Genomic DNA, 25,833 nt, shown 5'->3' with positions numbered 1-25,833 from the left:
GTTTCGAATCTGGCCGGAAGGAAGCAACTTGCGATGTTTTCCTGCGGCAGCAGATGCATGCTGACAGGTGAACTATGCCAACCGACGACCGTAAGAAAAGCCGGGTTACGCTTCTTGACGTGGCGCGCCATGCGAATGTTTCGCGGGCCACGGCATCGCTTGTCATCCGCAAGAGCCCGCTTGTCGGCGCGGCAACGCGGGAGAAGGTCGAGAAGGCGCTGCAAGAACTCGGCTACGTCTATAATATGGGCGCGGCGAGCTTGCGCGCCGACCGGTCCAACACAGTCGGCGTGATCGTTCCGACACTGGGCAATCCGTTTTATGGCGAGCTTCTGGCGGGCATCGACCGCGTGGTGGGCGAGGCCGGTATGGTCGTTCTTTTGGCCAACAGTCATGAAAATTTCGCCAATCAGAACACGCTGATGCAGCGCATGCGCGAGCATGGCGTCGATGGCGTGATCGTGTCGCTGACGGCTGGAACCGAACCCGGCTTCATCGAGCAGATTGTCGATTGGGGCCTGCCAGCCGTTCAGGTGCTGCGCCACGTAACCGACCGGATTGACTATGCCGGGGTCGATTATGCAGGCGGCATGCGGCAGGCGGTCAATCACCTGTCCGGGTTGGGGCACAAGACCATCGCCTTTGCGGTGCACGGGCCGGTGCATTCCGCCTATCGCGAACGCGTCGAGGGTTTTCGCGAGGCCATGCTGGAAAAGGGGCTGGACCCGGAACTGATCGTGCATCTGCCCAGCACGATGCCGGAAATTGCCCGGGCCGCGCCGCTGCTGTTTCAGCAGGAACCGGAACCAACGGCGGCGATCTGCTTTAACGATGTGATAGCGCTCGGTCTCTCCGCCGGGCTTTATGATTGCGGGCGGAAAATCGGCGAGGATTTTTCGTTGATCGGCTTTGACGATGTCAGCAATGCCGAGGCGACACGCCCGCGCCTGAGTTCAGTCGCGACGCGTCCGGTTACGGTTGGCGAAAACGCGGCCAGAATGCTGCTTTCACGGCTTGCCGAACCGGAAAAACCGGCAGAGCGGATCGTCAGCGAGACCTATTTGCAGGTTCGCCAGTCCTGTGGACGCCCCGTGGGCTGACGGTAAATTTGATCGTCTCATCCGAATTAATGATTGACGAGACGGGTTAAACGAATTTAGATCGATCTAAATTTGGTTGGTCTGGAGGAAGACCAGTCAATTCGCCGACCGGGAGGTTCCAGCATTGTACAATTTCAATTTCGCGCCCGTGTTCGCGTCGATGGACAAGCTGCTTCTCGGCGCCTGGCAAACGATTGAGCTTTCCGTCGCCGCGATGGTGCTCGGGCTGGTCGTTTCCATTGTGTGCGCCTGGGGCAAGACATCCGGCTCGAAGCCGGTGCGCTTCGTCATCGACGCCTATATCGAGATCATTCGCAACACGCCGTTTCTGGTGCAGATTTTCTTCATCTTCTTCGGTCTGCCTTCGGCGGGCTTGCGCCTGTCGCCCAACAGTGCGGCGCTTTTGGCGCTGGTGGTGAATTTCGGCGCCTATGGCACGGAAATCATCCGCGCAGGCATCGAGTCCATCCATAAGGGGCAGGTGGAGGCGGGCACCGCGCTCGGCCTCTCGCGCCTGCAAGTCTTCCGTTACATCATCATGAAACCGGCGCTGCGTACGGTCTATCCATCGCTGACCAGCCAGTTCATCTATCTGATGCTGACGTCGAGCGTCGTGTCGGTGATTTCGGCCAATGAACTCGCCGCCGCCGGTAACGATCTCCAGTCTGCGACCTTCGCCAGCTTCGAGGTCTATATCGTCATCACGCTCATGTATCTCGTCATGTCCATCGGTTTTTCGGCGGTGTTTTCGCTGATCGAGAAACTGGCGTTCAAATATCCCCTGAGCCGATAGGAGCAAGGCCATGATCAGACCTTTCGGCTGGAACGAATTTCTCATTATCGTCTATGCGGCACAGTGGACCATCGCGCTCTCGGCCATCGCCTTTGTGGGCGGCGGCATTGGCGGCATGATCGTGGCGCTGATGCGTGTTTCGGATAATCGTGTGCTGCGCTATATCGCGCTTGGCTTCATCCGGCTGTTTCAGGGCACGCCGCTTCTGATGCAGCTTTTTCTGGTGTTCTTCGGCCTCAATATTTTCGGCCTTGGCATCAATCCATGGATTGCAGCGGCCATCGCCTTGACCCTGCATGCCAGCGCTTTCCTCGGCGAAATCTGGCGCGGTTGTATCGACGCGGTGCCGCCCGGCCAGCGGGAAGCGGCAACGGCGCTCGGCCTGCGCTACTACAACCGCATGCGCTATATCATTCTGCCGCAAGCTGCACGCATTTCGGTTGCGCCAACGGTGGGCTTCCTTGTGCAGCTGATCAAGGGCACCTCGCTTGCCGCCATTATCGGCTTTACCGAACTGACGCGTCAGGGCCAGATCATCAACAATGCAACCTTCAGCCCTTTCATGGTCTTTGGCACGGTGGCGGTTGTCTATTTCATTCTGTGCTGGCCGCTTTCGATACTAGCCCGCAACATGGAAACCAAATTTTCTCGCGCAACCGCTCGGTAATCGGGGGCTTTTGTCGAGATAAGAGCACATCCCGAAAAGTGTGAAACGGTTTTCGGATAAGATGTGCGTCAAAAAGGGATTAGAGCGCGCTCTAATCTGCCGGCGAGGAGTCCGGTCTAACAATAGGGAAGGGAAAAACATGAATATCACCAGACGTATAGCGATGACACTGATCGGCGCGGGCGCGCTTGCCACTGCCTTTGCGCCAGCCGCATTCGCGCAGACCGTCGAAGGCATCAAGTCGGCGGGCACGATCAAGATCGGCATGCTGGTCGATTTTCCGCCATTCGGCATCATGAACACCAGCAACGAGCCGGACGGCTACGATGCCGATGTGGCCAAGTTGCTCGCTGCCGAGCTGGGTGTAAAGGCGCAGATCGTGCCGGTCACCGGCCCGAACCGCATTCCATATTTGCAGAGCGGACAGGTTGACGTGCTGGTGGCTTCGCTGGGCATCACCGAAGAACGCGCCAAGAGCGTCGATTTCTCCCAGCCTTATGCCGGTATTTCCATCGGCGTTTTCGGGCCGAAGGATGCCGCAGTCGCCAAGCCGGAGGACCTGTCAGGCAAGACCATCGGCGTGGCGCGTGCCTCGACGCAGGATACCGCAGTAACCAAGGTTGCGCCGAAAGATGCCAATATCCGCCGCTTCGATGACGATGCCAGCGCCGTGCAGGCTCTCCTGTCGGGTCAGGTCGATTTGATCGGTCTTTCCAATGTCGTTGCCGCCGAAATCGAAAAGGCAGCACCGGGCCGTTACGAGCAGAAAATCCAGCTCAGCCAGCAGGTGCAGGGCATCGCGGTGCGCAAGGGTTCGACTGAAATGCTCGAATTCGTCAACAAGTTCATCGAGAAGGTGAAGGGCGACGGCGAGTTGAACAAGATCCATGAAAAATGGCTCGGTTCTCCGTTGCCGGATTTCGTTTCCAAGGCGAAGTAATTTTTGACCGGCGCCATGCCCTGCATTGGCCGGGCATGGCCGCAAACGCCGCATCAGGCGATCACGTTCAGCAAAGCGAGTTCTCGACATGACTAAGACGGCTCAGAACACGGCTCACGGGGCATCGCAGGACTCCGGTACTGCGGTGCTGATGGAAGGCGTCAACAAATGGTATGGCACCTATCACGCGCTGCGAAATATCAATCTGACTGTGGCGCGCGGCGAACGCATCGTCATTTGCGGCCCGTCCGGCTCGGGCAAGTCGACGCTGATCCGCTGCATCAACCAGCTTGAAACCATTCAGGAAGGGCGCATTGTTGTCGACGGCTTCGACCTCACGGCGGGCGGCAAGAATGTCGATATCATCCGGCAGGAAACCGGCATGGTGTTCCAGCAGTTCAATCTTTTCCCGCATATGACCGTTCTGGAAAACTGCACGCTGGCACCGATGAAGGTGCGCGGCGTCGCCAAAGCGGAAGCCGAAAAGACGGCGCGCAAGTTTCTGGAGCGCGTGCGCATTCCCGAACAGGCGGACAAATATCCTGCCCAACTTTCCGGCGGTCAGCAGCAGCGCGTGGCGATTGCACGCGCATTGTGCATGAATCCGAAGATCATGCTTTTCGATGAGCCGACTTCGGCGCTCGATCCGGAAATGGTCAAGGAAGTTCTGGACACCATGATCGATCTCGCCAGAGAGGGCATGACCATGCTCTGCGTCACCCACGAAATGGGCTTTGCGCGACAGGTTGCCGACCGGGTGATCTTCATGGATCAGGGTCAGATTCTCGAAATGGCGGAGCCGGAGGAATTCTTCGGCAATCCGAAGCATGAGCGGACAAGAGCTTTTATCGGCCAGATTTCCTGACCGCCCGAAATGATATGTTCTGACGCATGGCGCGAAAGCTATTTCCCACCTTTCGCGCTGTGTTCCCCCCAATCTGGAACTGGAGTTTGACGTGACGAACGAAATTCTGCTCGTGGAGCCGATGATGCCTGCAATCGAGGAACGCCTCGATGCGGCTTACAAGGTTCACCGGCTTTACCAGGCGGACGAAAAAGCGGCGCTCGCTGAGGCTTTGGGTTCGATCCGCGCGGTAGTGACCGGCGGTGGCTCGGGCCTGTCGAATGAATGGATCGAGCGTCTGCCGTCGCTTGGCCTGATTGCCATCAACGGTGTCGGGACGGATAAGGTCGATCTGCCCTTTGCGCGTGGCCGCAATGTGCATGTGAGCACGACCCCGGGCGTATTGACCGACGACGTTGCCGATACCGGTATTGCTCTGATGCTGGCGGTCCTGCGCCATGTAGCGCTTGGCGATAGATTTGTTCGCGAAGGCAAATGGGCTGAACGTCAGGCCTTCCCGCTGGGCACCAGCCCCAAGGGCAAGCGCATCGGCGTTCTCGGCCTTGGCCAGATCGGCAAGTCGCTGGCAAAGCGCGCCGAGGCTTTCGGCATGGAGGTGCATTACTGGAACCGCTCGCCGGTGACGGGTGCGAACTGGATTGCCCATGCATCGCCGGTGGAACTGGCTGAACACAGCGATGTTCTGGCGGTTTGCGTGGCGGCCAATGCCTCCACGGCCAATATCGTCAATAAGGATGTGCTGGCGGCGCTTGGCAACAAGGGCTACCTGATCAATGTCGCGCGCGGCACGGTCATCGATGAGGACGCGCTTCTGGCCGCACTCAAGGATGGCGTCATTGCCGGTGCCGGTCTTGATGTCTTCGTCAACGAGCCGACAATCCGCGAAGAGTTCTTCACTGCTCCCAACACCGTTTTGATGCCGCATCAGGGCAGTGCAACTGTCGAAACGCGCATCGGCATGGGTGAGCTGGTGCTTGCCAATTTGCAGGCCTATTTCGCAGGCGATGTTCCGCCCACCAAGGTAAATTGAGTTTTCCGATGATTGTCAGACAGGCTTTCTTCGAAGGCGCTATTCATGCCGGGCGCGAGGATGCGTTCAAGGCTTATGTCGCGAAAACCCTGATGCCGATGTGGCTTCAGTTTCCTGGCATCCGCGATGTGCGCGTGCTTTACGCCGTGGAACGGGACGAAGGCGCGCCATCCTACCCGATGGTGCTATGGACGGTGTATGACAGCCGGGAAGCATTGGCGGAAGCGCTTGCTTCACCCATCCGCTATGAAAGCCGGGAGGCCACCAAGGGCCTTTTGGCCATGTTCGACGGCCATATCCACCACCATGTTTTCGACCTCGCTCTGGTGGGCGAGGTGACGGGTTAAACGCACTTCGGCCAGCGCTGGATGCGCTGGCCGAGTGAGTCTCTCTTAGCTTTTTGTTATTTGTCCAAGCGGTAAAATTTGCAGTTTCGCCCCGATATTCGAGTATATGAGGATGTGATCACATAGATGTGATCACATAGACGATAGCGGGCTGGATTTGGCCATTTTCCGGCATTTGGCGGGCAGTTTCTTTACCGGAGGCGCGGCTTTGCGGCCCTGAATTCCCTCATGTTTTGCACAGCTAGGGTACAAGTTATTTGAACTGTTCTAGTCTGGTGTGTATCGAACGCTATGTTTTTCTTAATCGCGCCATGCGGTTTCATTTCAGAAAAGCATCCCTCCGTCTTACCCACCTAACTGGCAGGAAACGACAATGACTGACCTCCCCGGATATCCGAGTCGTCGCAGTTTTCTGAAAGCCTCCGCAGCAAGCGTCATGCTTTCAGGACTGGCTGTCTCAGCCCAGGCTGAACCGAAGACGCCCCCGGTTCCGCTCGAAGACCATGAACGCCAATATTTTAACGATCTCGAATGGGCATTTATCCTTGCCGCGACGGCGAGGCTGATCCCGTCGGATGGCGATGGCCCCGGTGCCCTTGAAACCCGCGTCCCTGTCTTCATCGATCTCCAGCTTGCCGGAGATTATGGCCGTGCCGATGACTGGTACATGGTTGGTCCGCACGATCCGTCGGCTGATCCGACCCGCGGCTGGCAGACCCCGCTCAACCCGGCGCAGATTTACCGTCAGGGCATCCCGGCCTTCAATGGCTGGTGCGAGCAGAAATATAGCGCCGCTTTTACCGCTTTGACCCCTGAACAGCAGGATGAAGCGCTGACCGCTCTTCAAAAGGGCGAGGTTGGTTTGCAGCCGGAACTGCGCGAGTTCTTCGCGCTGCTGCTCCAGAACACCAAGGAAGGCTATTTCGCCGACCCGATGTATGGCGGCAATCACGGCATGCAGGCCTGGACCTATATCGGCTTCCCCGGTGCGCGCGGCAGCTACAAGGAATGGGTTGAGCGCTACAATGTGGCCTACCCGCTGGGTCCGGTTTCGATCAAGGGCGAAAGGGCTTAACCATGGCACGTCAGGAAAAGAAGAAAGACGTGGTCATTGTCGGCCTCGGCTGGACCGGCTCCATTCTGGCAATGGAACTGGCGCAGGAAGGCCTTGACATCGTCGCGCTGGAACGTGGCCACGATCAGAATACCGTGCCAGATTTCAAATATCCGAACATGATCGACGAACTGAAATACGGCGTGCGTCTGAAGATGATGCAGCGCGCCAGCCAGCAGACCGTCACCGTGCGCCGCCATGCGGATGAAAACGCGCTGCCTTACCGCAGCTTCGGTTCGTTTCTGCCGGGCAACGGCGTGGGTGGTGCGGGCACGCACTGGAACGGCCTTAACTGGCGTCCGCAGGCCGAAGAACTTAGACTGCGTTCTCACGTGCGCGAGCATTGGGGCGAGCAGATCATCCCGGAAGACATGCTTCTGGGCGATTATCCTGTCACTTATGACGAGATGGAACCCTTCTTCGACCGCTTCGAGCGCGTCGCCGGTATTTCCGGCAAGGCCGGTAACATCAAGGGCAAGATCGTTGAGGGCGGCAACCCGTTTGAGGGCTGGCGTTCGAACGAATACCCAATGCCCCCGATGAAGACGACCTGGGACGGTCGCAAATTTGCCGATGCGGCAAAAGCCGCCGGTTACCACCCGTTCCCATCGCCGGGGGGCATTGCTTCGACGGCCTATGTCAATGAATATGGCATGCAGATGGGACCGTGCAATCATTGCGGTTTCTGCGAGCGCTATGGCTGCTATCAATATTCGAAGTCGTCGCCGCAAACGACGATCCTCGATGCGCTGAAGCGGATGCCAAACTTCTCCTATCGCACGGAATCGGAAGTGTTGCGCGTTGAAATGGCCCCGGATGGCAAGACCGCAACCGGCGTAACCTATTTCGACGACAAGACGCAGGAAGAAGTCTTCCAGCCTGCCGATCTCGTCATTTTGTCGTCGTTCCAGCTGAACAATGTGCATCTGGCGCTGCTGTCGGGCATCGGACAGCCTTACGATCCGGCAACGGGCGAAGGCGTGACGGGCCGTAACTACGCCTATCAGCTGACCGGCGGCGTGACGCTGTTCTTCAAGGATGAGGAATTCAATCCGTTCATCGGTACTGGCGCTAACGGCATGTGTATCGATGATTTCGGCATCAACCAGATCGATTTCGGTCGTGAGGGCTTCATCGGCGGTGCCTATTGGCGCACGGGCCAGACCAACGGCCAGCCGATCCGCAGCATGACGCTGCCCTCCGGCACGCCTGGCTGGGGCGCTGGCTGGAAGAAGGCGATTGCCGAATGGTATGGCCATTCGATGAACATCGGAACGCATGGTTCCGTCATGTCCTACAAGACCAACCATCTCGATCTTGACCCGACCTACAAGGACCCGCACGGTCGTCCGCTGATGCGCATGACCTTCAACTGGAATCCGAATGATATCCGGATGACCCAGTTCATGAAGACCAAGGCGGAAGCGCTGGCCAAGACCATGAATCCGGACCTGATACAGTCCTCCTTCAAGAAGGAAGGTGCGCAGTTCGATGTTCGTCCCTATCAGACGACGCATACGACCGGTGGGCACATCATGTCGGAAAATGCACGTGAGGGCGTCGTCAATCGCTTCTCGCAGGCATGGGACAAGCACAATGTGTTCATGCTTGGCGCGGGTAACTTCGTGCAGAACACCCAGTACAACCCGACCGGCTTGCTCGGCGGCCTTGCTTACTGGACCGCACATGCGATCCGCACGCAGTATCTTTCCAATCCGCGTCCGCTGGTTTGAGGAGAACGGTGATGAAAACTTTTCTTCGCATAATCGGTGTTCTCGTCGTTCTCGGCATCGTCGCGCTCCTGGCATTCCTGTTCGTTCCCGTGCAGCTTACCAAGCCGACGAAGGAACTGGCCGCTGACTGGAAACCGGCCAAGGGTCAGGGCGAATATGTCATGTATGCGTCCGACTGCATGGCCTGCCATACGGCCGATGGCGGCAAGCCGTTTGCCGGTGGTCGCGCCATTGCAAGCCCGATGGGCACTATCTGGACAACCAATATTACGCCGGACAAGGAAAGCGGTATCGGAAACTGGACGCTCGATCAGTTCCGCGCCGCGCTCTATGACGGTATTCGTGCCGATGGCGCGCATCTTTACCCGGCCATGCCTTACGAAAACTATCGCAAGCTGACCGAAGAAGATGTTCGTGCGCTCTACGATTACTTCATGCACGATGTGCAGCCGGTGAAGAACGACGTCCAGCAGACCGAACTGGGCTTCCCGTTCAATATGCGCTTCGGCATCCGCGCCTGGAACTGGCTCGCGCTGACGCACAAGGCTGGCTTCACGCCCGCAGGCAAGAACGAGGTGCAGGAGCGCGGCCAGTATCTGGTCGAAGGTTCGGCGCATTGTGCGGCCTGCCACAGCCCACGCAACAGCTTCATGGCGCAGGATGGTGTCAGTGCGGGCGACAAGAATTTCCTGTCGGGCGGTGTCATCGACGGTTGGAACGCGCCTGCGCTGCGCGGCCCGCAATCGGCTCCACAGAAATGGTCGGTCGAGGAAATGGCCACCTATCTCGCAACGGGTCGCAATTCCTATTCGACCGCAAACGGCGAAATGGGTCTGGTGGTCGAGCATTCACTCCAGCACCTGACGGATGCCGACAATCTCGCGATTGCTGCTTTCCTCAAGGGTGTCGATGGGGCGACTGTCGAGGTTCCGCAGAGCTTCGCGGCCAAGGTTTCCACGGCGCTTCCGGCAGCACCTGCCGATGCCGCTGGCGAAGCAACCGCGAAGATGCTGACGGAAGCCTCTCCGGACATGCCGGTGGGTGCGCGTCTTTATCTCGACAATTGCGCTGCCTGCCACTTCGTGACCGGCAAGGGTGCGCCGGGAATTTTCCCGGAACTGGCTGACAATGATCTGGTGACAGGTTCGGAAGTGAAGCCGCTGATCTCGGTCATCCTGCACGGTGCCGAAGTGCCTTCGACGGCAAAGCGTCCGATGCGTCTTGTGATGCAGGGCTATGCCGATCGCCTGACGGATCAGGAAGTGGCGGACCTCGCCTCCTTCGTTCGCTCCGCATGGGGCAACAAGGCGGGCGCGGTTTCGGCTGGTGATGTGGCTGCGGTTCGCAAGAGCGAAGCAGCAGCGCACTGATCTGTCGCAGAATTTGCAGAAGAATAGGCGGCGGCGCGAAAGCTCCGCCGCCCTATTTCTTTCGGGCTGGCTTTGCGCTGTTGAGCGTGATGGCGGCGCGAACGAGCGCGGTGAGCGCATCGGCGTCGATTTCTTCGCCTTCACGAATATCGATGGCCCGGCGCACATTGCCCTCGAGACTGGAATTGAACAGACCGCTTGGATCGTCCAGCGATGCACCTTTGGCGAAAGTCAGTTTGACGACCTGCTTATAAGTCTCGCCCGTGCAGATAATGCCATCGCGCTCCCATACGGGTACGCCGCGCCATTTCCATGTTTCAATGATTGCCGGATCGGCTTTGGTGATGATGGCGCGAACTTTGGCCAGCGTTTCGCCTCTCCAGTCGGCAAGCTCCGCGACGCGCTTATCGATCAGGCGCGAAGCGGAGATGTTTTCATCAGCTGTCGGCGTTTTGTTCATTTTCGGTCCTCCTCCATTCCACCCGCGAGGATGTTAGAACACGGGAAGCCGAAAAATGAAACGGCTTTGCATTAGGCGCCCCTTATGCTTCAGCGCCAGAATTTCTTGGCGTCGAGAACATTGTCGAGCGCCGTCTGCGCCTTTTCGATCAGCTGTTTTTTATCGGCATGGAAGATCAGCTTCTGAGCCTCCGGCGTTTCTTCAATGCCATATTGTTTCAGCACATCGTGGCCGATGGCCAGATCGTTGAGCGCACCCAGCCGGTCTTGCAGCGCTTCCATTGCCTTGTTGAAATTCTTGTACCGGCGCAGCCCCCGCTTGTCGGCAAAGAGTGGTGCGAAGAATTCTGCCGCATAACGCAATTTCTTCGCGTCTTTTCGAGCCTCATGCCGGTGTTCATCGTCGATTTCAGCAAGGTCGCGACCGTGCTTCTTGAGCTTCTTGCGCATCCGGTCGAGCGCTTTTGCGGCAAAATCTTCGACGGGCTTTCCACCGTCGGGATGTTTGGCATAGTCACCGCAGAGCAACCATTCGTTGAAGTCGAGCATCAGCGCTCGGCTGCGATCCGACGCAAGTGCTTCGACGATTTTGGCATAGCTGCCCTTGCGGGCGGTCTCCAGTTTTTCCCACAGTTCTCCATCGGCGGCCTTCAGCAGAAGCACATCCAGATTGCGGGCATCGCCGAGTGTGTTGGCCAGCCAGCGGAATTCGTCCGAAAATCGCTTTGCATTTTCATCCAGCAGGGGTTTGAAAAGTGACAGCGCCGAGCGCAGCCGCCGGATGGCAACGCGCGCCTGATGCAGGCTGCCCGCATGTCCCTTTTGCAGCAGCAAGGTCTCGTTCAGGCGAAACTGCCGAAAGCAGGAAAGCGCAATCATGCGGAAACCTTCATCCGCAGTCAGGCGCGGCTCCAGACCGATTGCTTCGGCCTTGGCGGCATTGCGCATGGCCGACAATAAACGGTAGCCGCGTTCCGATTTGGATTGAACGCCAATCTTCACCGGAACGATTGCGTTGACCTTGCGGGCGAGGGCGAAAAGCTGGCGTGGATCGCCGCCTTTCAATTCCAGTTCGATCTCGTGAAAGGGCGCCTGCCTGTCACCCGCCATGACGATTCCGGCATCGGCAGCCACTTCGATCCTGGAGGTGCCTTCAGTCAGGTTCCAGATGCGGCGGTTGGTGACAACTTCAAACTGCACGACAAGATCGCGTTCGATCGGGCCGAAGCGGTTGAGAAGTGGGCTGTTATAGTCGAACACGGGCGTGTTTGTTCGCGCCGGGGTTTCCCATTCGGAACGGGCGAAAAGCGAGGCGTTGGAGCCGGTCGCCTTTACGGTCTGGATGGTTTTCTCGCCGGAGCGGCGGATGCGCAAGGTGAAACCATTATCGAAAAGCCGGCGATCGCCAGTGTCGAAATAAACCGAGTGCAATTCCCGCGTGGCGGCAGGCTGCCCCAAAAAGCTGGAGAGAGCGATCTTTTCGAGATCGGCAGGGGAAATTTCGAGCTTCAGTTCGATTTCGGTCAATGGCGAACTCCTTATAGCCAGCCCCGACGACGCCTGTTCCGACTAACTAATAGAAACTTCTGTCAGTCTCATGACGAAGATTATGCCAGATTCACTTGAACCTCGCCTATGATGTTCTGTGTATTGGCTCTATCAGCTGTTTTCAGGAACCCGCGTGGCGGAATCTCTTAAGATCAGTTCAACCGGCCAGAGTTCGTGGATATCGGTCGCGGCGCGACCGTCGAGAATGTCCATCAGAAGGTCGGCGCAGCGTTTGCCCGCCGCCCGCATGGATGAGCGCGTGGCCGCCAGCGACGGCACCATATTTTCGGCACTGAGGAAGGAGATGACATCGTCATGGGCGATGACTGAGATATCCTTGCCGATGGTCAGCCCGAACGAGCGCGCCGCGCGATAGATGCCAAGCGCCGTCATCATCGATCCGGCAACAAAGGCGGTCGGGCGCGGGTTGCGCTCCAAGAGCTTGAGTGCAAGGCGATAGCCGATTTCGTCGGTAAAATCGCCATGCTCCACCAGATCGGGATCGAAGGGAACGCCTCTGCTTTCCAGCGCCTTGCGATAGCCTTCGTCGCGGTGGAGCGAAAATGTGAAGCCATAGCGCCCGTTGATCATCGCGACACGGCGATGCCCAAGATCCAGCAGATGCGCCGTCGAGCGACAGACCGCGCCTTCATTGTCGATATCCAGCCAGGCATGCGGAATGTCGGTTTCCGAACGTCCATGCACCAGAAACGGCATGCCGAGTTCATGCAGCAGCCGAATCCGCTCATCATTCGGCTTCGGTGAGGTCACGATGATTGCATCGACCCGGCGACTTGTCGCGAGGCGGCGGCAAATCTGAACTTCATCATCCGTACCATTGTGGGAAATTGGGCTGACGAGAATATCCACCTCATCCTGACTGAGCCGCTCGGCCATGCCGCGCATGAATTCTGCAAAATGAAATTCGCTGTTGCGCCCCATCACGACGCCGATGGCTCCGGCACGCCCGGTTGCAAGCCTGACCGCATTTTCATTGGGGCGATAACCGAGACGAACGGCTTCATCCATCACCCGCTTGCGCGTGCTCTCGGCGACTTCAGGATAGCCGCTTAATGCACGACTGACGGTCGTGGCTGAAAGCCCCAGTTGTTTGGCAAATTCACGAAGTTTCATTTGGCATGTCGAGTTGAGAGGCGGGCAAGGCGGCGGGATTATAGCCGCTTCCTTGCGATTAACAATCGGCGTGCCCGTCGCAGAGCGACGTGGCTGATTATCATTGTGCTATAAATCCAAACCGCTTTCAAGTTCGTTTCAAAAAGAAGCATCAAACCGCGTTCGCGTCAGGCGCAAGGCCATCGTCCGACGAACGTGTCTTTCTCAAGATATTGAAAGATATAGAGATATATGAAGAGGTCCAAACCCTGTTCATTTTGCGAGAATCTGTTGCTTGACAGAAATGCGGTCCTCTGCAACTTTTTGCTATCCAAACCGTTTTCGATTTTGAACAACCGCTTACAGAATGGATGGGAGGAGGGAACAATGAAATCAATAAAGGGAATGCTCGCGGCCTGCGTGGCTTTGGGCCTTGCGACAGTCAGCGCACAGGCGGTGGAAATTTCGCTCGCTGCCAATTCGACGGGCAACAACATCAAGTTCTTGCAGGACCAGATCGTCAAATTCGAGAAGGATACCGGCAACAAGGTCAATATCGTTTCGATGCCGCCGTCATCGAGCGAGCAGTTCAGCCAGTATCGCCTGTGGCTGGCGGCAGGCAATGCAGATATCGACGTCTATCAGACCGATGTGGTCTGGGCACCGCAATTGTCCGACCAGTTTGTTGACCTCACCGAGGCAACGAAGGATGTTACTGCTGCGCATTTCCCATCGATCATTGCATCGCAGACCGTCAATGGGAAGCTGGTCGCGCTGCCGTTTTATACGGATGCGCCCGCCTTGTTCTACCGCAAGGATCTTCTCGAAAAATACGGCAAGACGGTTCCCAAAACCTGGGATGAAATGACGGCGACCGCCAAGGAAATCATGGATAAGGAGCGGGCCGACGGCAAGTCCGATCTCTGGGGGTTTGTCTTTCAGGGCAATGCCTATGAAGGGCTGACCTGCAACGCGCTTGAATGGATCAAGTCGTCGGGCGGTGGCCAGATCGTCGAGGCCGACGGCACGATTTCGATTAATAATGAGAAGGCCGCCGCAGCCATCGACCGCGCCAAGGGCTGGATCGGATCGATCTCGCCGCAAGGCGCGCTGGCCTATCAGGAAGAGGAATCGCGCGGTGTCTGGCAGACCGGCAATGCGGTCTTCATGCGCAACTGGCCCTATGCCTATGCGCTGGGCAACAGCGCCGATAGCGGCGTGAAGGGCAAGTTCGACGTTGCTCCACTGCCTGCTGGCGCCGATGGAGATGCTCCATTCTCCACACTTGGCGGCTGGAATCTTGCAGTGTCCAAATATTCGACCAAGCAGGAAGCAGCCATCGCTCTGGTGAAATATCTGGCCTCGCCGGAAGTGCAGAAGGTGCAGGCGGTCGAGATTTCGCGCCTGCCGACCATCGAAGCGCTTTACGACGACAAGGATGTCATTGCGGCGCAGCCTTTCATGGCCAATTGGAAGCCGATTTTCCAGAATGCCGTGCCGCGTCCGTCGGCTGCGACGAAGGTGAAGTATAATGAAGTGTCGTCAAAATTCTGGACGGCGGTTCACAAGACACTCTCCGGCAACGGAACGGCTGCGGAGAATCTCGAAATGCTTGAGGTCGAGCTGACCGAGCTGGAAGGTTCCGGCTGGTAAGGACCGATCAAGCCGCGTTCGGGTTGTCCTCCCAAGCCCCGCCCATCCCCTAGGTGGGCGACCCGAACGCTCATATTCCTCTGGGCAGGACCAAGAGCTGGATCATGACAGAGACTTCTTTCGATCGTGCGGAGGCCGCGCCGTCAAAGCTGCGCGTGCATTCCGATCTGCGCAGCCAGCGCATCCGGTCTGCATGGGTGTTTCTCGCCCCGACATTGTTCGTGCTGGCGCTGGTGGCCGGTTGGCCACTGCTTAGAACCATTTATTTCAGCTTCACCAATGCCTCGCTGACCAGCCTTGGCACAGCAGAGTTTGTCGGCTTCAATAATTATCTGTCCTGGGTGACGCTCAAGAGCGGCCGTACCATCTATCGTGGACTTTTGGCCGACCCGGCATGGTGGGGCGCGGTCTGGAACACGGTAAAATTCACGCTGCTTTCGGTCAGTCTGGAAACGGTGTTCGGACTGATCGTGGCGCTGGTGCTCAACGCCAATTTTCCGGGGCGCGGTCTGGTGCGCGCGGCGATCCTGATCCCGTGGGCGATCCCCACAATCGTCTCGGCCAAGATCTGGCACTGGATGCTCAACGACCAGTTCGGCATTCTCAATCACATCCTGCTCAATCTCGGGCTTATCAGCCAGAAAATCGCCTGGACCGCCAATCCGGACACAGCAATGATCGCGGTTTTGATTGTCGATGTCTGGAAAACGACGCCCTTCATGGCGCTGCTTATTCTGGCCGGTTTGCAGATGGTGCCGACGGATATTTATGAAGCGGCCAGGATCGATGGCGTGCATCCGCTGAAAGTGTTCGGGCGCGTGACGCTGCCGCTGATCCGCCCGGCGCTGATGGTGGCGATCATCTTCCGCATGCTGGATGCGCTGCGCATATTCGATCTTATCTATGTGCTGACGCCCAACAATGCGCAGACAAAAACCATGTCGGTCTTTGCGCGTGAAAATCTGTTCGATTTCGACAAGTTTGCCTATGGCGCGGCGGCATCGACAATGCTGTTCCTCATCATCGCTGCCATCACCTTGCTCTACATGTTCTTCGGGCGTGTGAACATCACCAGCAGGGGAGACTAGAAGATGCGGTGCATAAAGTTAGCTGGCTTCTATCTTCTTGTGGCGATCATTATTCTGGTTGCAGTGTTCCCGTTCTATTATGCAATTATCACCAGTGTGAAATCGGGAACGGCGCTATTTCAGGTCGATTACTGGCCGACCAATTTCTCGATTGAAAACTATACCAGCGTGCTGACGCAGGGCAGCTTTCTGCGCAGTCTCGGCAATTCGCTGCTGGTGGCAACAGTTGTGGTGGCGATCTCGCTTCTGTTGGCGATAACGGCGGCCTATGCGCTGGCGCGGGTTCGCTTCAGGGGCAGGGGGCTGCTGCTGCTCACCATTCTTTCGGTGTCGATGTTCCCCCAGATCGCCGTGCTGGCCGGTCTGTTCGAGCTGATCCGTTTCTTGGGCATTTTCAACACGCCGCTGGCGCTGATCTTCTCCTACATGATCTTCACTTTGCCTTTCACGGTGTGGGTGCTCACCACCTTCATGCGCGATCTGCCGGTGGAGATCGAGGAAGCCGCCATCGTCGACGGCGCGTCGCCTTGGGTCATCATAACGCGGGTGTTCATGCCGTTGATGTGGCCCGCCTTGGTGACGACAGGTCTGCTTGCCTTCATCTCTGCATGGAACGAGTTCCTGTTCGCGCTCACCTTCACCTCGTCCGGCGGTCAGCGCACCGTGCCAGTGGCTATCGCACTGTTGTCCGGCAGCAGCCAGTTCGAAATCCCCTGGGGCAATATCATGGCGGCTTCGGTCATCGTCACGGTTCCCCTCGTCATCCTCGTGCTCATCTTCCAGCGGCGGATTGTCTCCGGTCTGACGGCGGGTGGCGTAAAGGGCTAGGAGTATAGTCATGGCAGAACTTCAATTGCGCGATGTGCGCAAGTCTTTCGGCAACTTCGATGTCATCAAGGGCGTGGATATGGATATCCGCCCCGGTGAGTTCATGGTCTTTGTCGGTCCATCGGGTTGCGGAAAATCCACCTTGCTGCGTTTGATTGCCGGGCTGGAGGAGATCACGTCCGGCAGTCTTGCCATTGACGGAACCGTGGTCAACAGTTTCACCCCGTCGAAGCGCGGTATTGCCATGGTGTTCCAGTCCTATGCGCTTTATCCGCATATGACGGTCTATGAAAACATGGCCTTCGGCATGCAGCTTGCAGGCAAAAGCAAGGACGAATGCAAGAGCCGCATTCATAAAGCTGCGGAGATGCTGCAACTGACGCCCTATCTGGAGCGTCTGCCGCGCCAGCTTTCCGGCGGCCAGCGCCAGCGCGTGGCCATCGGCCGGGCCATCGTGCGCGATCCCAAGGTTTTCCTGTTCGACGAACCCTTGTCCAACCTCGATGCGGCGCTACGTGTGGCTACAAGGCTTGAGATCGCCAAGCTCCACCAGAGCATGGAAGACACCACCATGATCTATGTGACGCATGATCAGGTGGAGGCGATGACACTGGCCGACCGCATCTGCGTGCTGCGCGATGGACGTGTGGAGCAGGTGGGTACGCCGCTTGAGCTTTACGAAAAGCCGAACTCGCTTTTCGTCGCCGGGTTCATCGGATCGCCGAAGATGAATTTCCTGACCGGCCAACATGCCGAGCCTTTCGGTGCTCATACGGTGGGTTTGCGTTCGGAGCATCTCGCCGTTGTGTCCGAGGGCGGCCACTGGACCGGTCAGGTGATCCACACCGAAATCCTCGGTTCCGACACCTATGTCTATATCGATCTTGGCCTGGAGGAACCGCTGGTGGTCCGTGAAAGCGGTGTCGCGGTGCGCAAATCCGGCGAGACGCTCTCGGTTTCCCCCGCAGGAGACAATATTCATCGCTTCGATGAAAAGGGCCGCGCCGTTTGACGCCGACCTCCCAAGCTCAATGAGATGAAACAACCGGGCCGTGATGCCCGCAGCAAGGAGAATATCCGTGCCTATTCGCACAATCGTCTGGGGTGAAAACATTCACGAGCAGATCAACGAAACGGTGCGTTCGGTCTATCCGAACGGCATGCACAACACGATTGCCGATGCGTTGAATACCGACAGCGCCATTCAAGCGACGACCGCCACCTTGCAGGAGCCGGATCATGGCTTGCCGGAAGCGCGTCTGGTCGAGACCGATGTACTGGTCTGGTGGGGGCACAAGGATCACGGTGCCGTCAGCGATGAGGTGGTGGAGCGCGTGGCCAGGCGCGTCTTCGAAGGTATGGGGCTGATCGTGCTCCATTCCGGCCATTTCTCCAAAATCTTCAAGCGGGTCATGGGCACGCCCTGCGCGCTGAAATGGCGTGAGGCGGGCGAGCGCGAGCGCGTCTGGGTTGTCAATCGCGGCCATCCAATCGCGCAGGGACTGGATGAGAATTTCGTGCTCGAGAACGAAGAAATGTATGGCGAACAGTTCTCCGTGCCGGAGCCGCTGGAAACGGTGTTCATTTCGTGGTTCGCGGGCGGCGAAGTGTTTCGCTCCGGCATGACATGGCGGCGCGGCGCGGGCAATGTGTTCTATTTCCGCCCCGGACATGAAACCTACCCGACCTATCACGATGCCAATGTGCAAACCGTTCTGCGCAATTCGGTCAAATGGGCGTACAATCCGCAACCGGCATGGACGGGCATCCACGCCGCGCCGAATGTTCCGGTCGAAAAAGCGCTGGAGCCGATTGTCGAGCGTGGACCCAAGCTGCACAAGGCCGGTGAAGCCGGCTATCGCTGAGGTGCAAGATGCGTCTTCTTATTCTGGGTACTGGCGGCATGGCGAAAAACCATGCCGAAGCCTTCGGGGCGATCCATGGCGTAGAGGTTGTCGCGGCCTGTGATGTGTCGGCGGAGCGCGTCGATGCGTTTTCGGAAAACCACGACATTCACAACCGCTTCACGCGGCTTGAGGATGCGCTGGAATGGGGCCGTTTTGATGCAATCGCCAATGTGACGCCCGACGCCATTCATCACCCGACCACGCTGGCGCTGGTCGGCGCGGGCAAGCACGTCTTTTGCGAAAAGCCGCTGGCGGAAAGCTATGAAAAGGCCGCCGAAATGGCCGATGCCGCCGAGCAGGCCAATGTCGTCAATATGGTCAATCTGACCTATCGCAATGTTGCGCCCTTGCAGAAGGCGCGCGAAATGGTGCTGGCCGGAGAAATCGGACAGGTGCGCCACTTCGAGGCGTCCTATCTGCAAAGCTGGCTGGTGTCGAAGACGTGGGGCGACTGGAAGACCGAGAGCAAATGGCTCTGGCGGCTTTCCACGCGCCATGGGTCGAATGGTGTTCTGGGCGATGTCGGCATTCATATCCTCGACTTCGCATCCTATGCCATCGGCAGCGATGTGCAGCGGGCGTCCGCTCGGCTCAAAACTTTCGACAAGGCGGAAAACGACCATATTGGCGAATATGTGCTGGATGCCAATGACAGCTTCGTCATGATGGCGGAATATGCCAATGGTGCGCTGGGTGTCATTCATGCCAGCCGCTGGGCGACCGGCCATCTGAACGAGCTGCGCTTGCGCATCCATGGCGACAAGGGCGCGCTGGAAGTGCTCCATACACCCACCGGATCAAGCCTGCGCGGTTCTATCGGCGAGGATATCGAAACGCCGGTCTGGCGGGATATCGATGCCGGTATCGTTGAGACGAACTATCAGCGCTTTGCCCGTGCCGTGGCTGACGGTGTCGGGCTGGAGCCGAGTTTCCGCCATGCCGCCAACCTGCAACGCGTGCTCGATCATGCCATGGTCGTGGACAAGCCCTTGCCGGAAGTGGTCGAAAACTGACCATCGTAACGCCGGTCTGTCGCAAACAGGCCGGCGTTTTGCGCCTGGCAATCTCTCTACCGCAGAGTGCGGGATATTTCCGCCTGTGCCGCTTTCAGCGCGGGAAGGTAACGTGTGATGACGTCGGCCATCGGTTCATCGGTCAAAGCCAGGCCGACATTCAGCGCCGCAACCACCTTGCCATGAAAATTGGTCAGCGGCACCGCCATGGAGCGCAGGCCGATTTCCACTTCCTGATCAATGCCTGCATAGCCCTGCTCGCGGACGCGGGCCAGTTCTTCCATGATGCGTGCCAGATCGGTTTCCGTCCGGGGTGTGCGGGCGATGCGCTGGCTCGCATTCAGCGTTTCAAGCGCCTCTTCATGAGGCAAGGCCGCCAGCAGCACCCGCCCCATCGAGGTGCAATAGGCTGGCAATCGCGATCCCGGCATCAGCATCACCGACATGACGCGCTGCTGCGCCGCACGGGCGACATAAACGATTTCCGTCTCATCAAGAATGGAAACGGACGTGCTTTGGCGGATTTCGTCCGACAGGCGGTCGAGAAATGGCTGCACGATACGCGGAAGCGGCATCGAGGCGAGGCATCCTGTGCCAAGCCGCAGGATGCGCGGTGTCACCGTAAAATATTTGCCGTCATAGGCACAATAACCAAGCTCGGCCAATGTCAGCAGGCAGCGCCGCGTTGTGGCGCGATCATAACCGGAAATCTCCGCTGCATCGGAAATGCTGAGCCTCGGATGATCGAAGGTGAAAGCCTCGATAACCTTCAGGCCTTTGGCCAGCCCGCCCATCATGTCGCGATCCTTGATCTGCACGCAGGCAATCTCCGTATTTGTGCGATTATCGAACAAAGTAAGCATAACGCACAAACCTATTGTGGTCGAGGGGGCATCGTTTTATTCAATCTCGAGCGCATTTTTGAAAGACGGTTCCCCAATTTTCGGCATGCGTACTGCCCGGCCCGAGTTTGGCGCTGCGGTCGTCTGAGGAGAAAAATATGGACAAGACAATAGGAAGCCTTGCGGAAGCGGTTGCTGGGATCGGCGATGGCGCGACCGTGATGATCGGCGGGTTTGGTGGATCGGGCGCGCCGATTGAACTCATTCACGCGCTCATCGACAAGGGGCCGAAGAACCTGACGGTCATCAACAACAATGCTGGTAACGGTCGCATCGGCATTGCCGCCATGATCGACGCGGGACTGGTCAGGAAGATGATCTGTTCGTTTCCGCGTTCGTCCGATCCGCGCGCCTTCACGGACAAATATCTGGCTGGTGAAATCGAGCTTGAGCTGGTTCCGCAGGGAACGCTCGCCGAACGCATCCGCGCTGGTGGCGCTGGCATCCCGGCCTTCTATACGCCAACTGCCTATGGCACTGAGCTTGCCGAGGGCAAGGTGATCGCTGAATTCGATGGCCGCTCTTATGTGCAGGAACGCTGGCTGAAGGCCGATTTCGCGCTGATCAAGGCGCACGTGGCTGATATTCACGGCAATCTCAATTACCGCATGGCGGCGCGCAACTTCAATCCGCTGATGTGCATGGCTGCCGGCAAGACCATCGTGCAGGCGTCGCAGATCGTGCCGCTCGGCGGCATCGAGCCGGAGAACATCATCACGCCGGGCATCTTCGTCGACAGCATTGTCGAGGTTACAAACCCGCAGCAGGAAGAAGAACTCATTCGGGCAGGAGTGGCCTACGTATGACCGTCGATACTCGTGAGGACATCAAGCTTTCCAACGCCCAGATCGCCTGGCGCGCGGCGCAAGATATTGCCGATGGCGCTTATGTGAATCTTGGGATTGGTTTTCCTGAAATGGTTGCCCGCTATCAGCCGGAAGGCCGCGAGGCGATCTTCCACACCGAAAACGGCATTCTCGATTTCGGCGAAGCGCCGCCGGAAGGCGAGGAAGACTGGGATCTCATCAACGCAGGCAAAAAGGCGGTTACGCTGAAGCCAGGTGCTGCCTTCTTCCACCATGCCGACAGCTTTGCCATGGTGCGCGGCGGCCATCTCGATGTGGCGATCCTCGGCGCCTATCAGGTTGCGCAAAACGGCGATCTCGCGAATTGGCGCGTCGGCGCCAAGGGTGTGCCTGCCGTCGGCGGCGCGATGGACCTCGTCCATGGTGCCAAGCAGGTGGTGGTCATCACCGAGCACGTCACCAAAAAGGGCGAGCCGAAGCTGGTGGAAAAATGCGCTTTTCCGCTGACGGGCGTCGGCTGCATCACGCGCATCTACACCAGCCATGCGGTGATTGACGTTGATAAGGGCCGTTTTGTGCTGCGCGAAAAGCTTGCCGCGATGACACTGGAAGAGCTACAGGCTATGACCGGCGCTAAGCTGCATATCGATGGCCCTGTCGCCGATCTCGTTGTTCCAGAATTGTGAGGCCTGTCATGACCGAAGCCTATATTTGCGATTATATCCGTACTCCCATTGGTCGTTATGGCGGCGCGCTTTCTGCAGTCCGTGCCGACGATCTCGGTGCCGTTCCGTTGAAAGCACTCATGGCGCGCAACACGTCGGTCGATTGGGAAGCCGTCGATGATGTCATCTTCGGTTCGGCCAATCAGGCAGGCGAAGACAACCGCAATGTCGCGCGTATGTCGCTGCTGCTGGCCGGTTTGCCGGTTGGCGTTTCTGGCACCACGATCAACCGTCTGTGCGGTTCGGGCATGGATGCGGTCGTCGCCGCTGCCCGCGCGATCAAGGCAGGCGAAGCGGAACTGATGATTGCCGGTGGCGTGGAAAGCATGAGCCGCGCGCCTTTCGTCATGCCAAAGGCTGATAGCGCCTTTTCGCGCAAGGCGGAAATCTTCGATACCACCATCGGCTGGCGCTTCGTCAATCCGTTGATGAAGAAGCAATATGGCGTCGATTCCATGCCGGAAACCGGCGAGAACGTTGCCGAAGACTATAAGGTCTCGCGCGCCGATCAGGATGCTTTCGCCGTTCGCAGCCAGAACAAGGCCGCTGAGGCGCAGGCCAATGGCCGTCTGGCCAAGGAAATCGTGGCGGTCACCATTCCGCAGCGCAAGGGTGATCCTGTCGTCGTGGACAAGGACGAGCATCCGCGTGCCACCAGCATCGAAGCGCTGGCCAAGCTGCCGACGCCTTTCCGCGAAGGCGGCACGGTCACGGCGGGCAATGCGTCGGGCGTCAATGATGGTGCGGCCGCATTGATCGTTGCTTCCGAAGCGGCGGTAAAGAAATATGGCCTCACGCCTATCGCCCGCGTTGTGGGTGGCGCGACGGCTGGTGTGCCGCCGCGTGTGATGGGCATCGGCCCGGCTCCGGCAACCAGGAAGCTCAGCGCCCGTATCGGCATTGCGCCCGATGCTTTCGACGTGATCGAGCTGAACGAGGCGTTCGCTTCGCAGGGCCTCGCCGTGCTGCGCGAACTGGGCATTGCCGACGACGACAGCCGCGTCAATCCGAATGGCGGCGCGATTGCGCTTGGTCACCCGCTCGGCATGTCGGGTGCGCGCATTGCGGGCACCGCGGCGCTGGAACTGTCGCTGAACGGCGGCAAATATGCGCTGGCTACCATGTGCATCGGCGTCGGTCAGGGCATTGCCATCGCGCTCGAACGCGTTTGATCGAACTTCTTCATCTCCAGCGAAGTTGTGAAGCAGCTTTGCTGGAGATGTGCGGGAATGATGGCGGAAGGAAATGGGGGTCGAACCCACCAGAGACCGTCTATCAGCCCCTCCCGGATTTGAAGTCCGGACATGCCACCGGGCATGCATCCCTTCCAGATATTGAATTCGTCCCATACTTTCGCACGGGCTAACTGTAGTAACGGGTTATCACCGCGTCAATCTGCGCCGCAGCGTTGGGTGCTATTTGTGCTAGTGCCTTCGCGATAGATAGCAGCATGGAATATTCAGAAGATGGAATGGATTCCTGTATTCTTGATAGCGTTCAAGGTTCTCGTGTTGGGCGTGGCTATGTTCTTCGCCATCAAGTTTCACTACGACGAAGATAAAAAGAAGAAGAATAGCGAGAAACGCGGGACGTAACGCCCACTTCAGCTGGGCCTGCCCGGTTTACCTCAATCACTGAATGATGCACGTCCCCGGCCAATCGCGGCACGAGCGATTGGCGCAACCGGTGAGGGCTGCCGCCACGATCAGTATGCAAATAGCTGTCGCCAGTGTCTTCATGTTTCGTCACTCATGATCGCTAGGGGGGATTGTTGCCAAACCTCATTGCCAGACTTCGCTGACACTGGGCGTAACGCTACACCAAGCAAGCGTTCCCACCAAGTCTTGATGGCATCCGCGCAGCATGGAATTGTCTGGCTTAAGGGTCCCGCGCGTTACTCACTCAATCATTCGAACGGTCGGGATAAGGTTCTTTGGGAACCTGGATATGCGGGTTGCCCGGCGCATTTTATTGTTCATGAGTGGGCTTTTCCTGATGGTCACTGGGTTCAACAGGAGATGGATCGATAGCTTCTTTCTCTCGTACCAGATCCGGGTCGGACCACGGATTTCGCTTTTGTGCCATTTTCTTCCCTCCTGGGTCATTGGTCTTGCCGGTTGACGTCGACTTCTTGTTGTCGGGACAGATATCTGGCGCTTGCAATGCCCGCTGCCAGATCAGCGATATATGTCTGATTACGCAATCCGCTCTGGTAGAGACTGATGATACTGGATGCCAGGTCCGAAGCTGAATAGGCGTTGCCGCCTGCCTCGAGCTTCTCGCTGGCTTCGGTAAAACATCTGCGCATCAAATCGACTTCTCCCGGCGCGTATATACGGCTCGCTTCATTGAAGAGCGGCATAGAACCCTCCTTTCAGCCACCAATCAAAAGCCTGCAAGATGCAGTAAAACGGCCATTGAATGCACCAGAGCAAAAATGGTTCCGTTAAAAATGCCCTGTCTTGCGTGGGCAAGACAGGGCGGGCGCCAACTTCCCGAGCTTGGTCTGAGCGGCAATTGACACCAACGACACCGAACTTCGGACGCACGCGAAAGTTCCCCGCCTTTTGGTCCCAGCTATTCGTCGGCCCGGATTTGGGCGTGCGAAATCAGCCCGAAGATGAATGTGCCCCCGACGATGTTACCAAAAAGCGTGGGCAGACCGAATTTGAAGATGCTGTCGAAAGCGGAAACTTCGCCGATGAACAGCAAGAAGAGCACTTCAATCGACCCGACCACGATATGGGTGAGATCACCGATTGCAATGAGATAGGTGATCAGGAAAATAAGAAAAATATGGCCTTGCTTGGTGCTGTGCAGCATCCAGACCAAAGTCGCAATCAGCCATCCAGACATGATGCCTTTGCTGAATAGCTCATTACTTGTGTTCTCCATAAGATGCTTGCCCATATCTGTAAATGTGCGCGTAACCTCAACGGAGAAGATGGGCATCAAGACTATGACGAGGGCGGCAATCGCTCCTCCGATCAGATTGCCCAAAAGAACGATGCTCCACAGCCTTATCATCTTGAAAAAGTGAGACGCAGTCGGCTCTGTCATAAAAGGCAGAACCGGGGTGATCGTGTTTTCGGTGAACAATTGCTGGTTGGCGATGATCACAATTATAAAGCCAACGGTATAGCCGGCTGAACTGAGCAGAAAGAACAGGTTCCCGTCGGGAAGGTAGGCCTCCAGAATGCCTCGGGCGATCATCGAGGTACTCATCGAAATACCACCGGCGATTGCCGACCAGAACAGCGCCATCGCCTCTCTGTTCATTTCCTTTTCGCCTTCGCGGCGAATGAGTTCATGAATAGCAGCGGCTTTGGAGGGAAGACTTTCCTTCAGGACCTCCGCTGATTGGCCGTCTTCTTTCGGTTCAGGCATGAAGGCGTCTCCTCGTTGCGCCCTGTTGTTGCGTCGTTTTGGAACGCATCAGTGGGTAAAAATTAACTAGGGCGCGGATTTTCTGCGTCCAGAGCGCTCAGCCCTCCCGAAATACGACAGATGCCGTATAGCGCCCGGGCAAAATCTACCGTTTCCTGATGGGGGATTGTGTAACAACGCCTGCATGATCTCATCAAATTTCGGCGTCCATACTGGCGAGACCAGTAGAGGAGGAATGATGAAGACCATAGCCGTGTTAGCGATTGGGGCATTCATGGTGTCGGGAACAGCATTTGCGTCAGCGCCCGCTGTGTCGACCACCAAGCAGACTATCAAGCAAGATCAGACATCCGGTCCGGTGGTGGCAGGTGGCCCAGGCAAATTGGGTCGCGTTTCCACATCGACCGGTGGCAAGCGCTTTATCTTTTAAGGCGGATGGTTTGCC

General features: G+C 57.6%; 26 protein-coding genes and 1 tRNA gene. 20 read left to right on the top strand and 7 right to left on the bottom strand.

Going from position 1 to position 25,833, the window contains the following annotated elements:
• Window positions 1–74: 74 nt before the first annotated feature.
• From ABWW11_RS18030 to ABWW11_RS17985, 10 genes are all read left to right on the top strand, one after another.
• Window positions 75–1,100 carry a LacI family DNA-binding transcriptional regulator gene (locus ABWW11_RS18030; RefSeq protein ID WP_109366897.1) on the top strand — a complete coding sequence of 342 codons (1,026 nt, stop codon included), beginning with the start codon at window positions 75–77 and terminating at the stop codon, window positions 1,098–1,100.
• A 124-nt stretch (window positions 1,101–1,224) separates the two neighbouring features.
• On the top strand, window positions 1,225–1,893 hold the full coding sequence (locus ABWW11_RS18025) for an amino acid ABC transporter permease (RefSeq protein WP_109366898.1): 669 nt from the start codon (window positions 1,225–1,227) through the stop codon (window positions 1,891–1,893).
• A gap of 10 nt (window positions 1,894–1,903) precedes the next feature.
• On the top strand, window positions 1,904–2,560 hold the full coding sequence (locus ABWW11_RS18020) for an amino acid ABC transporter permease (RefSeq protein WP_109366899.1): 657 nt from the start codon (window positions 1,904–1,906) through the stop codon (window positions 2,558–2,560).
• Between the two features lie 139 nt (window positions 2,561–2,699).
• Window positions 2,700–3,500, top strand: a complete 801-nt coding sequence (locus ABWW11_RS18015) for a transporter substrate-binding domain-containing protein (protein WP_109366900.1) — start codon at window positions 2,700–2,702, stop codon at window positions 3,498–3,500.
• An 88-nt stretch (window positions 3,501–3,588) separates the two neighbouring features.
• A complete protein-coding gene (locus tag ABWW11_RS18010) occupies window positions 3,589–4,365 on the top strand; it encodes an amino acid ABC transporter ATP-binding protein (protein WP_109366901.1) in 777 nt (258 codons plus the stop codon).
• A 79-nt stretch (window positions 4,366–4,444) separates the two neighbouring features.
• Entirely contained in the window at window positions 4,445–5,395 is a 951-nt protein-coding gene (locus ABWW11_RS18005; protein WP_109366902.1) for a 2-hydroxyacid dehydrogenase, read from the top strand.
• Between the two features lie 8 nt (window positions 5,396–5,403).
• Window positions 5,404–5,742, top strand: a complete 339-nt coding sequence (locus tag ABWW11_RS18000) for an EthD domain-containing protein (protein ID WP_109366903.1) — start codon at window positions 5,404–5,406, stop codon at window positions 5,740–5,742.
• Between the two features lie 373 nt (window positions 5,743–6,115).
• Window positions 6,116–6,817, top strand: coding sequence for a gluconate 2-dehydrogenase subunit 3 family protein (locus tag ABWW11_RS17995; protein WP_109366904.1), 702 nt, complete (start codon window positions 6,116–6,118; stop codon window positions 6,815–6,817).
• Window positions 6,818–6,819: 2 nt separating this feature from the next.
• Window positions 6,820–8,589, top strand: coding sequence for a GMC family oxidoreductase (locus tag ABWW11_RS17990; protein WP_109366905.1), 1,770 nt, complete (start codon window positions 6,820–6,822; stop codon window positions 8,587–8,589).
• An 11-nt stretch (window positions 8,590–8,600) separates the two neighbouring features.
• Window positions 8,601–9,959, top strand: coding sequence for a cytochrome c (locus tag ABWW11_RS17985; protein ID WP_121538454.1), 1,359 nt, complete (start codon window positions 8,601–8,603; stop codon window positions 9,957–9,959).
• Window positions 9,960–10,011: 52 nt separating this feature from the next.
• Here the strand turns inward: ABWW11_RS17985 and ABWW11_RS17980 are convergent, their stop codons facing one another.
• The 3 genes from ABWW11_RS17980 to ABWW11_RS17970 all read right to left on the bottom strand — a co-directional run bounded on the left by ABWW11_RS17980 (window position 10,012) and on the right by ABWW11_RS17970 (window position 13,100).
• Window positions 10,012–10,419: a DUF1801 domain-containing protein gene (locus tag ABWW11_RS17980; RefSeq protein ID WP_109366907.1), complete on the bottom strand. Its 408-nt coding sequence runs from the start codon at window positions 10,417–10,419 to the stop codon at window positions 10,012–10,014.
• An 89-nt stretch (window positions 10,420–10,508) separates the two neighbouring features.
• Entirely contained in the window at window positions 10,509–11,945 is a 1,437-nt protein-coding gene (locus ABWW11_RS17975; protein WP_235858970.1) for a CYTH and CHAD domain-containing protein, read from the bottom strand.
• A 132-nt stretch (window positions 11,946–12,077) separates the two neighbouring features.
• Window positions 12,078–13,100 (bottom strand): substrate-binding domain-containing protein, encoded by a 1,023-nt coding sequence (locus ABWW11_RS17970; protein ID WP_109366909.1) that lies wholly within the window; start codon window positions 13,098–13,100, stop codon window positions 12,078–12,080.
• Between the two features lie 366 nt (window positions 13,101–13,466).
• On the opposite strand from ABWW11_RS17970, the gene ABWW11_RS17965 reads away from it, so the two are divergent.
• The 6 genes from ABWW11_RS17965 (at window position 13,467) to ABWW11_RS17940 (ending at window position 19,568) form a co-directional block, all read left to right on the top strand.
• Entirely contained in the window at window positions 13,467–14,732 is a 1,266-nt protein-coding gene (locus ABWW11_RS17965) for an ABC transporter substrate-binding protein (RefSeq protein ID WP_121538456.1), read from the top strand.
• A gap of 104 nt (window positions 14,733–14,836) precedes the next feature.
• Window positions 14,837–15,820: a carbohydrate ABC transporter permease gene (locus tag ABWW11_RS17960; RefSeq protein ID WP_109366910.1), complete on the top strand. Its 984-nt coding sequence runs from the start codon at window positions 14,837–14,839 to the stop codon at window positions 15,818–15,820.
• A gap of 3 nt (window positions 15,821–15,823) precedes the next feature.
• A complete protein-coding gene (locus ABWW11_RS17955; protein WP_124915320.1) occupies window positions 15,824–16,648 on the top strand; it encodes a carbohydrate ABC transporter permease in 825 nt (274 codons plus the stop codon).
• 10 nt (window positions 16,649–16,658) lie between these two features.
• The gene (locus ABWW11_RS17950; RefSeq protein ID WP_109366912.1) at window positions 16,659–17,660 is read left to right on the top strand and encodes an ABC transporter ATP-binding protein; all 1,002 of its coding nucleotides are present in this window, start codon (window positions 16,659–16,661) and stop codon (window positions 17,658–17,660) included.
• A gap of 67 nt (window positions 17,661–17,727) precedes the next feature.
• Window positions 17,728–18,513 carry a ThuA domain-containing protein gene (locus tag ABWW11_RS17945; RefSeq protein ID WP_109366913.1) on the top strand — a complete coding sequence of 262 codons (786 nt, stop codon included), beginning with the start codon at window positions 17,728–17,730 and terminating at the stop codon, window positions 18,511–18,513.
• An 8-nt stretch (window positions 18,514–18,521) separates the two neighbouring features.
• Window positions 18,522–19,568, top strand: a complete 1,047-nt coding sequence (locus ABWW11_RS17940; protein WP_109366914.1) for a Gfo/Idh/MocA family protein — start codon at window positions 18,522–18,524, stop codon at window positions 19,566–19,568.
• Window positions 19,569–19,624: 56 nt separating this feature from the next.
• Here the strand turns inward: ABWW11_RS17940 and ABWW11_RS17935 are convergent, their stop codons facing one another.
• Window positions 19,625–20,431: an IclR family transcriptional regulator domain-containing protein gene (locus tag ABWW11_RS17935; RefSeq protein WP_371831098.1), complete on the bottom strand. Its 807-nt coding sequence runs from the start codon at window positions 20,429–20,431 to the stop codon at window positions 19,625–19,627.
• Between the two features lie 137 nt (window positions 20,432–20,568).
• On the opposite strand from ABWW11_RS17935, the gene ABWW11_RS17930 reads away from it, so the two are divergent.
• The 3 genes from ABWW11_RS17930 to pcaF are packed head-to-tail and all read left to right on the top strand — an operon-like array spanning window position 20,569 to window position 23,173.
• The gene (locus ABWW11_RS17930; protein ID WP_109366916.1) at window positions 20,569–21,276 is read left to right on the top strand and encodes a 3-oxoacid CoA-transferase subunit A; all 708 of its coding nucleotides are present in this window, start codon (window positions 20,569–20,571) and stop codon (window positions 21,274–21,276) included.
• Complete coding sequence (locus ABWW11_RS17925) at window positions 21,273–21,962, top strand: CoA transferase subunit B (RefSeq protein WP_109366917.1); 690 nt, start codon at window positions 21,273–21,275, stop codon at window positions 21,960–21,962. The genes ABWW11_RS17930 and ABWW11_RS17925 overlap by 4 nt, the downstream gene beginning before the upstream one ends.
• 8 nt (window positions 21,963–21,970) lie before the next feature.
• Complete coding sequence (gene pcaF, locus ABWW11_RS17920) at window positions 21,971–23,173, top strand: 3-oxoadipyl-CoA thiolase (protein ID WP_109366918.1); 1,203 nt, start codon at window positions 21,971–21,973, stop codon at window positions 23,171–23,173.
• A 61-nt stretch (window positions 23,174–23,234) separates the two neighbouring features.
• Here pcaF and ABWW11_RS17915 read toward each other — a convergent pair.
• The 3 genes from ABWW11_RS17915 to ABWW11_RS17905 form a co-directional block, all read right to left on the bottom strand.
• Window positions 23,235–23,330, bottom strand: a tRNA-Sec gene (locus ABWW11_RS17915).
• Window positions 23,331–24,102: 772 nt separating this feature from the next.
• Complete coding sequence (locus ABWW11_RS17910; protein ID WP_109366920.1) at window positions 24,103–24,363, bottom strand: hypothetical protein; 261 nt, start codon at window positions 24,361–24,363, stop codon at window positions 24,103–24,105.
• 215 nt (window positions 24,364–24,578) lie between these two features.
• A complete protein-coding gene (locus tag ABWW11_RS17905; RefSeq protein ID WP_109366921.1) occupies window positions 24,579–25,388 on the bottom strand; it encodes a formate/nitrite transporter family protein in 810 nt (269 codons plus the stop codon).
• Window positions 25,389–25,623: 235 nt separating this feature from the next.
• On the opposite strand from ABWW11_RS17905, the gene ABWW11_RS17900 reads away from it, so the two are divergent.
• Window positions 25,624–25,818, top strand: a complete 195-nt coding sequence (locus tag ABWW11_RS17900; RefSeq protein WP_124915321.1) for a hypothetical protein — start codon at window positions 25,624–25,626, stop codon at window positions 25,816–25,818.
• Window positions 25,819–25,833 lie beyond the last annotated feature (15 nt).

Origin of the sequence: Brucella sp. NBRC 113783, from assembly GCF_040372265.1 — a bacterium.
Lineage (GTDB): Bacteria > Pseudomonadota > Alphaproteobacteria > Rhizobiales > Rhizobiaceae > Brucella > Brucella teleogrylli.
The sequence above is the reverse complement of the archived record's forward strand: the minus strand, read 5'-3'. Positions and strand labels throughout refer to the sequence as shown.